The sequence below is a fragment of the Spongiimicrobium salis genome (assembly GCF_043678055.1).
GTDB lineage: Bacteria > Bacteroidota > Bacteroidia > Flavobacteriales > Flavobacteriaceae > Spongiimicrobium > Spongiimicrobium salis.
The window spans coordinates 199,295-213,856 of sequence record NZ_JBHEQA010000007.1 but is presented as its reverse complement, the minus strand read 5'-3'; the positions used below and the strand labels follow the sequence as shown (position 1 = coordinate 213,856).

The 14,562-nt window shown below is 31.9% G+C and carries 16 protein-coding genes and 1 pseudogene; 16 read left to right on the top strand and 1 reads right to left on the bottom strand.

Going from position 1 to position 14,562, the window contains the following annotated elements; translation table 11 throughout:
* Positions 1 to 147: 147 nt before the first annotated feature.
* The 6 genes from ACEXOE_RS22330 (at position 148) to ACEXOE_RS22305 (ending at position 3,845) form a co-directional block, all read left to right on the top strand.
* A complete protein-coding gene (locus ACEXOE_RS22330; protein WP_394751095.1) occupies positions 148 to 996 on the top strand; it encodes a LytR/AlgR family response regulator transcription factor in 849 nt (282 codons plus the stop codon).
* Between the two features lie 112 nt (positions 997 to 1,108).
* Complete coding sequence (locus ACEXOE_RS22325) at positions 1,109 to 1,774, top strand: CPBP family intramembrane glutamic endopeptidase (RefSeq protein ID WP_394751094.1); 666 nt, start codon at positions 1,109 to 1,111, stop codon at positions 1,772 to 1,774.
* A 103-nt stretch (positions 1,775 to 1,877) separates the two neighbouring features.
* The gene (locus ACEXOE_RS22320) at positions 1,878 to 2,672 is read left to right on the top strand and encodes a hypothetical protein (RefSeq protein ID WP_394751093.1); all 795 of its coding nucleotides are present in this window, start codon (positions 1,878 to 1,880) and stop codon (positions 2,670 to 2,672) included.
* 41 nt (positions 2,673 to 2,713) lie between these two features.
* Positions 2,714 to 3,247 (top strand): GNAT family N-acetyltransferase, encoded by a 534-nt coding sequence (locus ACEXOE_RS22315; RefSeq protein ID WP_394751092.1) that lies wholly within the window; start codon positions 2,714 to 2,716, stop codon positions 3,245 to 3,247.
* Between the two features lie 149 nt (positions 3,248 to 3,396).
* Positions 3,397 to 3,630, top strand: a complete 234-nt coding sequence (locus ACEXOE_RS22310; protein ID WP_394751091.1) for a hypothetical protein — start codon at positions 3,397 to 3,399, stop codon at positions 3,628 to 3,630.
* Positions 3,631 to 3,641: 11 nt separating this feature from the next.
* Entirely contained in the window at positions 3,642 to 3,845 is a 204-nt protein-coding gene (locus tag ACEXOE_RS22305) for a hypothetical protein (protein ID WP_394751090.1), read from the top strand.
* Between the two features lie 45 nt (positions 3,846 to 3,890).
* Here ACEXOE_RS22305 and ACEXOE_RS22300 read toward each other — a convergent pair whose 3' ends face one another.
* Positions 3,891 to 4,856 carry an IS110 family RNA-guided transposase gene (locus ACEXOE_RS22300; RefSeq protein WP_394751089.1) on the bottom strand — a complete coding sequence of 322 codons (966 nt, stop codon included), beginning with the start codon at positions 4,854 to 4,856 and terminating at the stop codon, positions 3,891 to 3,893.
* Between the two features lie 611 nt (positions 4,857 to 5,467).
* Here ACEXOE_RS22300 and ACEXOE_RS22295 point away from each other — a divergent pair.
* The 10 genes and pseudogenes from ACEXOE_RS22295 to ACEXOE_RS22250 form a co-directional block, all read left to right on the top strand.
* Positions 5,468 to 5,578 (top strand): annotated as a pseudogene (locus tag ACEXOE_RS22295) (AraC family transcriptional regulator); the annotation flags it as partial.
* A gap of 102 nt (positions 5,579 to 5,680) precedes the next feature.
* Positions 5,681 to 6,817, top strand: coding sequence for a WD40/YVTN/BNR-like repeat-containing protein (locus ACEXOE_RS22290; RefSeq protein ID WP_394751088.1), 1,137 nt, complete (start codon positions 5,681 to 5,683; stop codon positions 6,815 to 6,817).
* A gap of 619 nt (positions 6,818 to 7,436) precedes the next feature.
* Entirely contained in the window at positions 7,437 to 7,940 is a 504-nt protein-coding gene (locus tag ACEXOE_RS22285) for a GNAT family N-acetyltransferase (protein WP_394751087.1), read from the top strand.
* A gap of 386 nt (positions 7,941 to 8,326) precedes the next feature.
* The gene (locus tag ACEXOE_RS22280) at positions 8,327 to 8,629 is read left to right on the top strand and encodes an aspartate/glutamate racemase family protein (RefSeq protein WP_394751099.1); all 303 of its coding nucleotides are present in this window, start codon (positions 8,327 to 8,329) and stop codon (positions 8,627 to 8,629) included.
* Between the two features lie 165 nt (positions 8,630 to 8,794).
* The gene (locus ACEXOE_RS22275) at positions 8,795 to 9,559 is read left to right on the top strand and encodes a DUF4272 domain-containing protein (RefSeq protein WP_394751086.1); all 765 of its coding nucleotides are present in this window, start codon (positions 8,795 to 8,797) and stop codon (positions 9,557 to 9,559) included.
* Between the two features lie 272 nt (positions 9,560 to 9,831).
* Entirely contained in the window at positions 9,832 to 10,896 is a 1,065-nt protein-coding gene (locus tag ACEXOE_RS22270; protein ID WP_394751085.1) for a helix-turn-helix domain-containing protein, read from the top strand.
* Positions 10,897 to 11,041: 145 nt separating this feature from the next.
* On the top strand, positions 11,042 to 12,148 hold the full coding sequence (locus tag ACEXOE_RS22265) for an alpha/beta fold hydrolase (RefSeq protein WP_394751084.1): 1,107 nt from the start codon (positions 11,042 to 11,044) through the stop codon (positions 12,146 to 12,148).
* 723 nt (positions 12,149 to 12,871) lie between these two features.
* Positions 12,872 to 13,132 carry a hypothetical protein gene (locus tag ACEXOE_RS22260; RefSeq protein WP_394751083.1) on the top strand — a complete coding sequence of 87 codons (261 nt, stop codon included), beginning with the start codon at positions 12,872 to 12,874 and terminating at the stop codon, positions 13,130 to 13,132.
* Positions 13,133 to 13,345: 213 nt separating this feature from the next.
* Positions 13,346 to 13,822, top strand: coding sequence for a hypothetical protein (locus tag ACEXOE_RS22255; RefSeq protein ID WP_394751082.1), 477 nt, complete (start codon positions 13,346 to 13,348; stop codon positions 13,820 to 13,822).
* Positions 13,823 to 13,931: 109 nt separating this feature from the next.
* Positions 13,932 to 14,525: a phosphopantetheine-binding protein gene (locus ACEXOE_RS22250; protein WP_394751081.1), complete on the top strand. Its 594-nt coding sequence runs from the start codon at positions 13,932 to 13,934 to the stop codon at positions 14,523 to 14,525.
* The last annotated feature ends 37 nt before the right edge of the window (positions 14,526 to 14,562 follow it).

The following is a 14,562-nucleotide window of genomic DNA, read 5'->3' as shown; positions in this document are numbered from 1 at the left end:
CTAAATTAGAATTAAAAAGCTGGTAACAATGTATAACAAATCATGGCACCCTTCGGGATGCTAAGCTTGTTATACTATCCGTTGTGCTTCATTATCAGAAACCCTTAACTAATGATGAATTATTTAGAAAAAAGAGTCAATAAATAAATGAGTACTACGCAACAAAAAAAATATGCGATAAAAAAATCGAGCTACACTTTTTTGAAAAACTCTACAAGGCACTGGATCAAAAAAGTTATTGTACTGGTTATTTTTTCTTTAGTTGTAAATCATATAGCTGCGAGTGATAATTTCCTAGATAGTGGCTCATATAGATTCCCAATAGTAGGATTTTTATTTACTATTATTTTAGCTATTCTGGTTGGAATCATAGCTAATTTTAATTTCAACTTTTACAAAGAAAAATACTTCTCTAAAAAGGTGGAAGTCAAAATAATTGTTAGGTTTATTGCTTCTACTTTAGCATATATATCTATACTTTATATTCCAGTAAATATTTTTGTAGGAATAATTATTGACGGAGAGTTACAGTTGTATTTTACATTAATTGGTTTACTAATTACCTTATTAATATGTTTTATTTTTATAATATTATTGTATTCTCAAGGCTTATACAATTTATATAAAGCATCTTTAAGAGACACTGAAATTACTATTGAAAGTGGTGCGAAAATAAAAAAACTAACCTATGAAAATATCGCCTGTTTCTACAGTGAAAATAAAATTGTATATACTGCTAAAAATGATGGTACTACGATTACTACTGATTTTACATTAAATGAACTCGAAGAAAAAATAAACGACCAATTATTTTTTAGAGCTAATAGGAAAATTATTATTCATAAAGATGCTATAGATTTAATTGAAAAGATAGAAAATGGGAAGTTGCGTGTTACATTAAAAACTACTCTTAAAAATGATACGATTGCAGAAATTAACATCAGTCGTTACAAGCGAGAAGCTTTTATAAAATGGTTTTCAATAAAATATTTCTAAATTATCGACTATTCAGATGTAATTTACTACCATTCAGTAAAAACAAAAGTATTCAATAGGCTTTTCAGATATTTTGCTCATTATTTCGTTTTGAATTGAAAATCAAAAAATAATGAACAACATCACTCTACGTAAAGTATTAATTCCATTAATTACCACTATAATCATCTGCTTTTCATGGTTTGGACCAATTTTTCTAGGTTTTCTAACAAATGTTATTGTTTCAATAGTAGTCTTTATAGCAAGTTATATAGAGTACAGAGGAAAAGCATTTACAGAACTTGGGTTTCAACGTAAAAAATTCACATCTAAAAACATCTTAGTATTTGCTCCTTTAGTTGCAATAGGCCTCTTTATTTTTTACACATTTATATTGGTTCCTGTAATTACAAATTTAACAGGAGTTACTATAGATTATTCATCTTTTGATGAATTAAAAGAAGCAAGTATTCCTGACTTATTAGTCACTTTATTATTGGTCTGGGCTTCTGCAGGATTTGGAGAAGAAATAATCTTTCGAGGTTATTTTATGCGACAATTTGTAAAATTCTTTGGAGAAAGTAAAATCAGTATCGTGCTTAATATTGTCTTAATTACTGGTTCCTTTGGATTCATGCACAGTGATCAAGGCATTACAGGGCAACTTGTTGCATCGTTTGTTGGAGCGCTATTGGCTCTGATATTCTACTTACGCAAATATGATTTGTGGTTTATTATTTCCGTACACGGCTTTTTTAACACGATATTCTTAATCTGTGTTTACTTTGATTTGGCTTAAATCGTATTTCTCACGAATTGTGAAAGGCATTAAAAAACCAAATTCTAGTGTAGTTATCTAAAGTCTAAGAACCGTAAACAAAACTAACATATAAACAAAAGAAATGGGAAGAATACATTTATTTGAATTTGAAGACCAAAAATGGTTTCCAGCTTTTTTAAGGAACTACGGAACGGACTTTTTACAGTTTTTGTCTAATAAAACAAAAATGTATAAGCCAATAATTCCAATTATTGAAAAAGGATTAAAAAAGAGCAAAACAAATCAAATTGTTGATTTGGGTTCTGGAGGTGGTGGAGGACTTATTTGGTTAAACTCTGAATTGAAAAAGAAAATTCCTGAACTAAAAATTATTCTAACCGATTTTTATCCCAATATTCCTGCATTTAAATTTACAAAAGAAGCAGCAGACAACTTTGAGTTTATAGAAAAGTCTATTGATGCTAGAAATGTTCCTGAAAAGTTAAAAGGGTTAAGGACACAGTTTTTATCTCTGCATCATTTTAAGCCAAAAGATGCAAAGAGGATATTACAAAATGCTATCGATACAAATAATTCAATAGCAATATTCGAAGGACAAGAAAGAAGTATTCCAAGTGTTTTAGCAATGTTGTTTTCACCCATAAGTGTTTTGTTGTTGACACCTTTTATAAAACCATTTAAAATTGGACGGATTATTTTCACTTATTTAATACCAATAGTACCTTTTTTTGTGCTTTGGGATGGTGTTGTTTCTTCTCTTAGAACCTATTCTGTAAAGGAAATGATTCAACTCGTTAAAAGTTTAGACCAAACAGAAACTTATAATTGGGAAATCAATAAAATAAAATCTGGACCAAGTAAAATTTTATATTTATTAGGAACAAAAAATAATAATACGAGCAATGAAAACACATAAAATTAATTACCAAATTAAATAACTAATTTCAAAAAACCAGAATGAGAAATTATATTTTTAAATCTGAAAGATTGGGGTTTAGAAACTGGATAGAAGAAGATAAGATTAAAATGTTTATTATAAATTCTAATCCAAAAGTGATGGAGTATTTTCCAACGACTCTAACACAAAAGCAGACGGACGAATTTATTACACGAATGCAAACACAGTATTCTAAAAATGGTTTTTGCTATTTTGCAGTCGACAAACTTGAGAGTAACGAATTTATTGGATTTATTGGAATAGCCGAACAGACATTCAAATCTGATTTCACACCTTGTGTAGATGTTGGGTGGAGATTAGCTCAAAGTGAATGGGGAAAAGGTTTTGCCACGGAAGGAGCCAAAAAATGTATTGAATTTGCTTTTAACCAAATTGGATTAAAAAATATGAAATCAATCTGCCCAGAGACCAATAATAAATCAGAAAATGTTATGAAAAAAATAGGTATGAAAAAGACTAAAATCTTTAATCATCCTTTACTTTCAAAATTTAAAAAACTAGAGAAATGCGTACTTTATGAAATCGAAAAATAACGAAAGCACAACAACGTATATAACACATTGCCAAAATTTGGCTAACTTTAAACTCTCCCCTACCAATAAATCTCAGTTTCGACTGAATAATATAAAACTACTAATATGGCAACGTGCCATATACAATACCGTTGTGGTGCATTTTAAATATGACTAATAAAAAAGTAAATATTGGGCTTACAAAAGACGAGGCAATAGTTCTCTTCGAAATTCTAGGCAGATTTAATGGGCCAGAGGAATTTAATCAGATTAAAGATCAATCGGAGCAGAGAGTTTTATGGAATATTGAAGCAGTACTGGAAAAGGAATTAAGTGAACCATTTCTTGAAGATTACCATGAGGTTGTCAAAAAAGCCAGAGAGAATCTAAGAGATAAAGAATAAAAAAATGATTGATGAAGTTAGATACCGAAGAAAAACAACTAATTGAAAGGTTACTAAGTATAATTGCCATAAAATCAAGAACGGGAGAAATTGGAGTCGTGCACGGAGCAGATAGATTCGTCAGTTCTCAATTAATTCTCAAAAAAGCTGATTTTCAAAAGTTGGAAAGTGGAATTAAAAAGATGGGAATTAGCCCAAAGATGAAAAAGCTCTAAAAAAACGACACCACAACAAAGAACTGAGTTAAAAAACAAGCTTTTTTAGGCTAATCTTGAAACAAAATTCTCATCATAAGGTAATCCGCTTTTAGCAATTGCAAAGGCTTGTTTTAATAGTTTGTTTGCTACTGCTATCAGTGCCAGCTTTTTACTCTTTCCTTTGACTACAATCCGATCATATAGTTCTTTACATGCTTTGTTGTGTTTACATGCCGAAAAAGCACATAAAAACAATAAATTCCGAAGCTTTCTATTGCCTATTTTACTGATCCTACTGCGTCCTCTTATACTACTTCCAGACTCTCTAATGGTTGGGGTAATACCAACATAACTACACAATTGTTTAGCACTCTCAAACTTCTTAAAACCATCGGTCACTACAATTAAAAACAAAGCTGTCTTAACACCCACACCTGGTATACTTTTTAATAAAGTTAACTGATGTTGCTGCTCTTGTTTAATTAACTCTAAAAGATGCCCCTCTAGCAGTTCTATTTCCCCATTCAAATGCTTTAGATGTCTGGTTAATGAACGATATACAAGCTTTGATGGTACCCCTAAGCTCTTTTCTCCATGTAATTTGTTCTTGGTAGCGGTACGTTGCTTTAAGTAATTATCCAACAACCTGAATAACTGTAAGCATTCTGCCTGAACATCTGTTAAAGCATTGTATAATGGAACTTCATTCAACATCCCATACTCACAGATAGCTTTAGCATCACTCTTATCGGTTTTTACCTTAGTTAACTTCATCTGAATAAATCGCTTGACAGATAATGGATTCACAACAGATACAGCAAAACCTGTTTTGTACAAGTATTGAGCTAATCGATAATGATAATACCCTGTAGCTTCCATAACTATTAAAGAGTCTTTCGATAAATGCTCAACCAATAGCTTAAACCCTTTTTCATCATTGGTAAATTGCAAATGGCCAACTTCTGAATTGTAAAGATCAAACACCCTTTTACTAATATCAATACCATAAATTTCTTTATATTTATTCATAGAAAATTTCTTTTGGAAAGAACTAGCTACTTACCTATCAACAACTTAAAATCGAGATCCAAAGTCTCACAGAACTGAACGATATTTAAGTAGAAAAGAGAGGGGATTATCATTGTTGTCGAAGTCCAAAGCTTCACCGTGTATACTAATCTTAATCCTCTCTTTTGTTCTTTCTGATTAAACCATTAAAATTAAAGGATTGTAAACTTAAGACGTGTATAATCCATAGCTACATTCTTACTTCAAAGAATATTTACTACTTTTAAATGGTACTGATTCCTTAATTGGAAATTCATATGAATTTCCAATTAAGGAATCATATACAAACCGTTGTGTGTAATTTGAGAAAAAATATTACTAATACTGAATATGATTAATTTTCAGAAAGAATAAGAGGTTTGTTTCCGAAAAAGGATTCAAAGAAAACACAAAAAACCAATCAGCAATGAACGGACAAACACTTGGTGTTTTATCTCAACATTGAGTGACGGAACAAAGCGAATTAAAATTAGATTATTCATAAGGTCGATTTTTTTGAGTATTTAAACAATCATAAAGTGAGAAAATCAAGACATTATTAAACTTCATCAAAATTTAAACATTACACCTTAGAAGCGATTTCTAACGAAGCTGGATTTAATTCAAAATCATCATTCAATACTATTTTCAAAAAAAATACTGAGTATACACCGTCACAATATCGAATGAGTCAAGATCAGTAAATTTAGTCCAGATTCTTTTTTCTGGACACTTTTGGTGTTTGAATGAAAATAGATTGCACAACATACTGTTTACCTTTGGACAAAAGTAAAATCTATATTCCGATGAAAACAATTATTCTAATTACAATTTTTTCAATTACTCTATCAAATTTAGTTTATTCTCAAAAATTTACACCACAATATACTAGCTTAGGTAGTAATGGAAGTACTTCCCCTTTTCACATGATTACTGTTAATAGAAATACTGTTTGGGCAAGTTGTTCAAACCCAAATGTTACTGTTAAGGAGCATACACCAAATATAATTACACATACGAAAGATGGAGGAATAACATGGAAAAATGATATTTTGCCGGCAGAGACACCTAGCAAATTTTACATCGCTTGTATCAGTGCAGTCAGTAAAGATAGTGCTTGGGTTAGTAGTGTCGATAGGATGGATTTTTTTAACCGCACTGATTGGAAGTCTAAAATATATGCCACCTTTGATGGAGGTGATAATTGGATAGTCCAAAATGTGCCTTTCTCTGACGGCTATGGTGGACAAATACATTTTTTTGATCATCTTGAGGGAATTGTTTTTGCTTCAAATGCAGATGGATATTTTCAAGTTTTTAAAACTTATAATGCAGGTAACGATTGGAAAAGGCTTCCTGAGTCGAATTTTCCGAAAATAGAATCTTCTCGTGAAATTGAAAGTGATGATAGTTATTATGCAATTAAGGATACTATTTGGGTCGGTACTATGGGCCGAATACTAAAATCAATTGATCGAGGAACAACATGGACTGCCTATAATACACCTTTAACTGATAAAGATTTAATTTTTGAAGTAACTTTCTCCGATTCTCTAAATGGTATAGCTAGGTATCATGATCGTGGTGATTACTTCTCTAAAAATATGATTGTAACTTCAGACGGAGGAGAAAATTGGTCAATTGTTACCCCCCAAGGACTCGCTGATAAAATTTTCGACCTCAACAGTATTCCAAATAAGCCAGGAGAGTTTTTATGTACTTCCTATTCTAATAATGCAATTACCTCAAACAAATTGTACTACTCAAATAACAATGGAACTACTTGGACAGAATTTGGACAGATACATTTGCCAGGCAGGATAAGTCTTTTTAATTCAGAAATTGGATGGGTATCTGAAATCGACCCAAATACCTCAGAAATAGATGTTTATAAAATAAGCAAACTAATACAATCATCTACTAATACTGATTCTAAAAACTGAAACGTAGTTAAAATCCTTACTGAGCAGAATTTCAAAAAGATGTCAACGCCAGTTTGTAACAATGGCTAAATTAATACGGGTTTTGTACTTAACCCAAAGTTCAGAACTTTGAACCAAGTCCGCCAAATCTTTTGGATTTGGCTTTATAATAAAAAGATGAAACCAAATAAAAAGTTTTGGCTCAGTGCTTAATCGGAACTTAATCGCTTGTTAATTCCCCTATTAACCATAGTCGGAGCCGTTGTAGGCAATTATCCGAAAATCTTTCATAAAAATATAAATAACTGACTTTTAATTTTAAAAAAATCATTGAAAAACTATTTTTTCATCCTAGTCATAAGTTTAGTCTACTTAATTTCTTGCAAACAGAAAACAGAAATTGCCAAAGTAGAATATATCGAAAACGGAAAGTTAATGTTAGATGCTATACTCGTGTTCTGCCAAAAGTCATTAATCCGAAAAAATAACTACACACAACACCCTGTATAATTCATTGCTAGTACTCGCCTACTTACGAAAATTATCGCGGATTTTCTATTCGGTTTGTATTTGCTAAATTAGTTGCTGAAACACGCAACGAGATCATACCCAAAACGTTGGCAAACATTTCACAAAAACAATGATAGAGATTAAAAAAGCAGATAATACGACTGAATTTAAAATCATCGAAAAATTGGCAACTGAAATTTTACACGAAGTTTATGACCCAATAATTCCTGTTGAACATACAGCGTATTTTTTAACGGAATTTCAATCGGAAACTGCAATTGGAAATCAAATTGAGAATGAAAATTTCAGTTATTTCCTCTTAAATTATGACACTAAAAATGTCGGATATTTAGGAATTCAAAAACTAAATAACAAACTGATTTTGAGTAAACTTTATATTTTGAAATCATTTCGCGGACTGAAAATCGGAAAAACAGCGTTGGAATATGTAAACAAATTTGCAACGAAAAATGGAATTAAAAAAATTGAATTAATTGTTAATCGTCAAAACCAAAATACGATTGACATTTATTTGAAAAACGAATTTAAAATAGTGGAATCAATAATAAACTCATTTCCGAATGGACATTCTGTGGAGGATTATAAAATGGAAAAAATAGTAGTAACTGAATAAAAACGATTTGCCAACATGGTATAAAAATAATAACTGCTGAAATACCAAAACGAAACATAAAACATTTAAACATAGGTCTGTATTAAACCGAAAAGTCTGCGTATATTAACCCGTAACGGACGGTTATACGAGCCCGTTGTGCATAATTTGAATAAGAATTAACCATTGATGGAACTTATAGAAATCAACAATATAAACTATAGATTTGTAAAAGATTTTAAACACGACCCGGAAATTAGGGCAAGTTTTAATAAGTTGACAGAGACCACATTTGAATTCAATTTCGAAAATTGGTATTTAAATGGCTACTGGAATGACAATTATATTCCGTATTCATTATTACACAAAAATAAAGTAGTATCAAGTGTTTCGGTTAGCAAAATGGAATTTGTTACCGAAATAAGCTGAAAGAATATAATATCGAAACCATCATTCCATCCAAAAAAAGAGCTATTGAAGAAATACAGCATATTGTAAAAAACGAACTTGGAAAGGGAACTTTAAGCGGGAAGTCGAAAATAAAGTTTATTCGGTATGCAAATGAACTAATGGAAAGAGGAGCGGAAGGACTTGTTTTAGGATGTACGGAAATACCCATGCTTATCGAGCAAAGAGATTTTGATTTTCCAGTATTTGACACAACAAAAATTCATGTGGAAAGTATTGTAAATTTTACCTTGAATAAATAAAAACCAGTTGCTGACAATGGCTATGAACATGTGGGATAAAAAGTGATAGATCGGAAATATGAATATAAAATAAAGTTCAGTGCCGAACCGAAAATTTAGAGCATAAAATCCCAAACTTTTCATAGCTGAGAGCATTAGCTACCATTAAATCAAGAAATAATAAAAATGCGTTTTTTAAAGAAAATATTTGGCTCAAAAAAAAATACCCAGAAACCTGGACAAGGAACTAAAAATGAAGACGGGTTAGCGCCTTTTAAAAAAGTGCCCTGGATGACAGATTTAAGACTTAAAAATATATCTATCTGTCTTGAAGCAGGATATACACCAGCAAGCTCTTTACCAACAGAATTTGAAAGGCAGATACGCCCAGCTATTGAAATTGCTCAAAGATTAAACGCAATAAAAGCTCTTGTTCTTTGGCTAATGGTTCCTGAAGAAAATTTGGAGAATGAAAAGATTCTGAATTTCATTGATAAAAATGACCTTAAGAATTTTATGAATGAAGAAGAAAAAGAAATTCTTAATGTGTCAAGAGATGACGAACAAGCAAGAAATTCTATTGGCTGGAAATTCGAAAATGCTTGGTCATTAGCTTGGTATTTTGGATATAAAGAACCTGAAATTACTGGACAGATGATGTCAGGAGAGCAAATGCAAGAAATTTTAAAGGATTTTAGCTGTCCTTTAGATGAAAGTGTCGAAGATTGGGTGAAGGATAGAAAGACAGTTTCGGAGGAAAAATTAACACAGAAAGAAGATTTGTTTTATTGTATACATAATGCTGTTAGAAGTGCTCAATTAGGTAAAGAAACCGTTCCAAATGGTTTCGATCCAATAGGAAATGGTGGTGTAATTCACGAGCGAAGACATTCTTTAACTTGGATGTTATCTAAAGACATTACTTGGGATGAAACTGATTTGAGTACATAAAAATAACTGAAGTTAACAGATTGTATAAAACATAACTAATAGGTGTTTAACCGAAAGGTTTGTATATTAATAAGTCCGCCAAAAGAATTTTACGCCACAGCGAAATGGGCTATTTTGGCTTTTAAAAAGAGAAAGATTAAAAACAAAATATAAAAACCCGACGCTATGTTAACCGGCAGACAGGTTCGAAAAGCTAGTGTCTTTTACGCGCTAGGTTTCATCCACAAACCGTTGACATGCATTTGAACTGAAAAATTTAAAGGAGTAAAAAATTGTACAATATTATAAATTTCGTCATTTCATTTGGTGCCATGCAAGGTCTTATTGTTGGAGTTTTTCTTTTAATAAAAGGATTGAAACTAAAACAAGATTTTTTTTATTTAGCTCTAATACTAATCGGTTTTGCAGCCTTTTTAGCAAGAGTTGTAGCAATAGGCATCTATGAAAACCAACCATGGTTCTTTAATAATCTTAACTTCTTTTTATTGATTTCTCCAGCTTTCTACCTGTATGCAAAAGAATCCTCTAGAGTTACTAAGAATCCTTTGAATATTAATGCACTACATTTCCTGCCATTTCTAATTATAAATTTAGTATTTATATCCTACTATTTTTCTTTAAAAAATCCAATTGATCACATGATGTATCTAACTAACATCATAAAGGCCAACGATCGTATTAGCATCATCTATTTTTCAATTTATCTGTATCTAACCTATAAAATTGTTAGACAACATAAACCTTCATATCGTAAAGAACTTTACAAACTATTACATAAATTGATATCCATTTTTTTTGGTTTTTTTATCATCTGGTTGATCTACGTTTTGGCAGAATTCGTATACTTTGACTATACTATGGAACTCATACATTATTATCCCATTATGATAATATTGGCGGTGACACTATATTATATAAGTTTACAAGTTATTACAAACGATCATTTTCTCTTTGACATTAAGTCAATCACAAAAAGGAAGAGTTTTACTTTAGAAGAGGCCGATAGTAAAAATTTATTGAATCGATTGACTCTTTTTATGACCGAGGAAAAGCCCTATTTAGATGGTGCTATTTCCCTAACCACACTTGCTGACTCTTTAGATGTAAATCCAAAAGTTTTATCTTTTGTCATCAATGAACATGTTCAAAAGAATTTTAACCATTATATTAATGATTGGCGCATCGAAGAAGTAAAGAAAAGATTAAAAGACAAGGAATACAATCAATTGAAAATGCTAACAATTGCCTTTGATTGTGGTTTTAATTCTAAATCAACTTTTAATCTTGCTTTTAAAAGAACTACAGGATTATCTCCTTCCGAATATAGAAAACGCTAACCATCATTCCATCCTAAATCTTTTTTAAGACCATTTTTTTAATATTTCGAGTCCTAAATCTTCTTTTAGGGCATTTAATCCTTTTCCCTGTGGTTCTTTTGTCAATACAATATAACGGATGAATCCATATTAACTAAGGTAGCTCATGAATTTAAAAGGTAGATTTCCAATTATTATGTTTGTAAGCTTGTTTTCTTGTTTTTCAAATCAAGCTCAGGTAAAAGAAAAAGTAGTTCTTCACCCATCATGCCCATCTGAAAGCAATATAAGAATTGAATTAAATGAAGCTCAATATGTGCTTATCGGGGGTGTTCCACAGTGGATTACAATAAAAGGTAAGGATTGTTCGAACCCTGTAGTCTTGATGGTGCATGGAGGTCCGGGAATTCCTTTGAGCAAATATCACGACAGTCTTTTCCAAGATTTCGAGGAAAACTTTACCATTGTTCACTGGGATCAGAGAGGTTCGGGAAGGACATATCTTGCGCAATTTGAGTCTGAAGAGCTCACTTTAGATATGATAACCAATACTAAATTAAGTGTAGATCTTTTGGTACAGGATGGGCTTGAGGTAAGTGATTACCTTAGAAATAGATTGGGTCAAGAAAAAATAATCATTTCGGGCTCATCATGGGGGTCCTTCCTAGCTACAAAAATGGTACACATGGCCCCGAATAAGTTTCATTTTTATATTGGGTTATCTCAGCTTGTTAATGGGAGTAAAAATTACGCTGAGAGTTATAAAAAAGTTAAAACGATCGCAGTAGAGCGCGATGATAAAGCTGCTCTAGCTATTTTAAATAAAATGGGCCCACCACGTTGGAGTCATCCATCCAGCTTTGGCAAGTTACGTAGAATCATAAAGAGGTATGAAAGCGAGACAGCAAGTGATCCTGTACAATGGAAGGTCTCAAAAGCGTATCTTTCTGAATTTTCAGACGCTAAATATTCTATGTTTTCAGAAGAATTTTCATTTCTAAAATTTACAGGATTTAATGGTGATGGAATGATAAATGATGTAGCCCTTGATGAATGTTGCACTCATTTGAAGATACCCATATATATCATACAAGGCCATAAAGATTTATTAACGGTACCGAAAGTCACAAAAGAATTTTTTGAAGAAATCGTGGCGTCGGAGAAAGAATACATACAAATAGAGAATTCAGGCCACGATGCAAACATAGATATGCTGCGTATGCAGTTAGATATGCTCAAAGCAGGTACTGCAAAATATATCAAGAAAGAGTAATGATAATGGCTGTAAATGTAATAACTTTCAAGGTTTATGGTTCATATCTACACTCTCAGTTTGATAACAAAAAGCTCCGAAATTAGCCAGAATACATATACTAAGCGATGATGTCATAGAAAAAATATGATTCGAGGGGAAATTATAAATAGAGAAGATTTAGAAATCGAAGAATAACGACATGCCAACAAAGAAAATTTCCTACTTTTAATAAAAAACAAAACCAAAAGGAATGATCTCGTCTCTCAGTTTGCCTAGGGGGCCAAGGCTTTTCGCTCGGCAAGCCACAGAAGATGCGCCAAAATCATAGTTGAGACCGCTAAGCACAATCTAAATTCTATGAAGTACCAACAACTATATTTTATGTTTTTGATATTTGGGACCTGTCTTGGACAAAATTCCAACATAAACCTAAAACCTTATTTTTCGAAATCTGAAATCACGGATTTAAATCGGATTGCAGACTTTTTTCAAAAAGAATTTTGCGGAACTTCCGAAAGGGCGAAATTCAGGAATTGTATAAATTCCACTATTCCAAAACTAGTTGACGAGGATCAAAAATACCTTAAGAAAAAAATCAGTTGGAGAAAACAGAAAAAATTATACACAAAAATATCAGATTCTACTTTCACCAAAATATGGAGGCTTTCCAGCTCAACAATAACAATTGTGGAACCTGAATACGAATATGAAAGAATCGGTTTTAGTTATAACAAATCTTTTATGGAATTTGTGAGATATTTAGAAGACTCCAATCCGTCTATGAAGGGTTATGCGAATAAATTAGAAGCTGTTGGACGCTTTACTCCTCTTGTATCCATAATGGATGACTTATATCACCATCCGGAAAATACGGATTTGAATAACCGTGGGGTCCAGATTCTATTGGCCATTCATTTTCTAACCGAGAATGACCAAGGAAAAAGAGATAAAAAGGCATTACAACTGGAGAAACGGAATTTAAGAAAACGGAAAAACAAGTAAAAAAGACCATGCCTAACAGTTGCTATCATTCAATGTTATGCTTTTAGCTAAAAGAATATTTACTACTTTTAATAAAAAGACAGTACCCAAAGGAATGACTACGTCTCGCAGCTTGCCTTGTGGGTCAGAGGTAAAGGCCAGCGCCTTTCGTTCAGCAAACTGCCGAAGACATACCGAAATCATAGCGGTTACCGTTGTAAGCAAGTAAAATGAATGGAACTACTAGGTAGAATAAATAGAAGGGAAATATTTTATGTAAAGAGAAGAAATAATCCTGATTGGAAGTATTCTTTACCCGGAAACAATTGGATTGCCTTTATTATTGCAAATAATGAAGATGAGGAAATGATTCCACTAGCTGTAAATGTATGCTTGGATAAAAATGTATTATATGTATGTAATACCGGAGAATTTGGTAGTCGTGCAGAGGACTACTTCCTTGAGGAAGCTGGATGGAGAGGAGTTCAGTATGAAGAAAAGACAGCTAAAGAATATGAATATGGAACTCCCATGTTTTCGGTACATAAAAATTTTGGAGAAGGTTTTTGGTTTGCTGCGGTTGTAGTTTCGGATGAAGATAAAGTTATGGACAAAGTTGTTTGTATTGATTTCACTAAACGAAAAGTTAGAAGGCATTTACTTGAGTTAATAGACAAAATAAATGCTGATTGGTTGCCAAGTGATATGTAAGTTGAATTTGCTAAATATGATAACGGAGAAAAGCATCCGGAAAAACAATATATAAACCATTAAAACGGCTCATATACAAGACCGTTTAAAACAGTACTAAAAATTAAGAATGGGACTAGACTCCGTAGAATTAGTAATGTCCGTTGAGGACAAGTTTGGAATTAGAATTCCAAATGCTGAATGCGAAAAGATTTATACTGTTCAGGACTTTGCCGATAAAGTTTTTGAAATGATTCCAATTAATCCTTCTGATAAATGTTTGACTCAAATTATGTTTTATCGAATTCGGAGGGTTTTTCGTAAATTCAATTTGACCGATTCGCCCATAAAGCCCGATTGTAAAATATCTGATTTACTGACTCCAAATAATCTAAAAACAAAGTGGAACCTTTTAGCAACAGAACTTCAACTCAATTTGCCTGAGTTAGTTGCTCTTGATTTTAACCCAAATCTTGATTCTCACTTAAAAATTTTTGGAATAAGAACCATTAAACGAGATATGCCTATTACAAAAGGAACGATCGGGCATTTAATAGACTGGGTAATTTCTTTAAATTTTGATAGAACAATAGATATCCAAAACATCACTAATAAGTATGAGATAGAAAGAGTTATTTCCGGAATTATTAGTGAAAATATGGGAATTCCAATAAGTGAAATAGAATTAAAACACTCCATAACAGACGACTTAGGTATTGATTAATAAAGCGTTTTACAACAAAACCCATAGCCCATTGCTT

Coding starts and splice junctions, on each gene's coding strand:
- ACEXOE_RS22300 (WP_394751089.1), bottom strand. CDS start 4,856: ATGAATAAATATAAAGAAATTTATGGTATTGATATTAGTAAAAGGGTG.
- ACEXOE_RS22265 (WP_394751084.1), top strand. CDS start 11,042: ATGAATTTAAAAGGTAGATTTCCAATTATTATGTTTGTAAGCTTGTTT.
- ACEXOE_RS22250 (WP_394751081.1), top strand. CDS start 13,932: ATGGGACTAGACTCCGTAGAATTAGTAATGTCCGTTGAGGACAAGTTT.
- ACEXOE_RS22305 (WP_394751090.1), top strand. CDS start 3,642: ATGAAGTTAGATACCGAAGAAAAACAACTAATTGAAAGGTTACTAAGT.
- ACEXOE_RS22255 (WP_394751082.1), top strand. CDS start 13,346: ATGGAACTACTAGGTAGAATAAATAGAAGGGAAATATTTTATGTAAAG.
- ACEXOE_RS22320 (WP_394751093.1), top strand. CDS start 1,878: ATGGGAAGAATACATTTATTTGAATTTGAAGACCAAAAATGGTTTCCA.
- ACEXOE_RS22330 (WP_394751095.1), top strand. CDS start 148: ATGAGTACTACGCAACAAAAAAAATATGCGATAAAAAAATCGAGCTAC.
- ACEXOE_RS22290 (WP_394751088.1), top strand. CDS start 5,681: ATGAAAACAATTATTCTAATTACAATTTTTTCAATTACTCTATCAAAT.
- ACEXOE_RS22315 (WP_394751092.1), top strand. CDS start 2,714: ATGAGAAATTATATTTTTAAATCTGAAAGATTGGGGTTTAGAAACTGG.
- ACEXOE_RS22285 (WP_394751087.1), top strand. CDS start 7,437: ATGATAGAGATTAAAAAAGCAGATAATACGACTGAATTTAAAATCATC.
- ACEXOE_RS22310 (WP_394751091.1), top strand. CDS start 3,397: ATGACTAATAAAAAAGTAAATATTGGGCTTACAAAAGACGAGGCAATA.
- ACEXOE_RS22275 (WP_394751086.1), top strand. CDS start 8,795: ATGCGTTTTTTAAAGAAAATATTTGGCTCAAAAAAAAATACCCAGAAA.
- ACEXOE_RS22260 (WP_394751083.1), top strand. CDS start 12,872: ATGGAATTTGTGAGATATTTAGAAGACTCCAATCCGTCTATGAAGGGT.
- ACEXOE_RS22325 (WP_394751094.1), top strand. CDS start 1,109: ATGAACAACATCACTCTACGTAAAGTATTAATTCCATTAATTACCACT.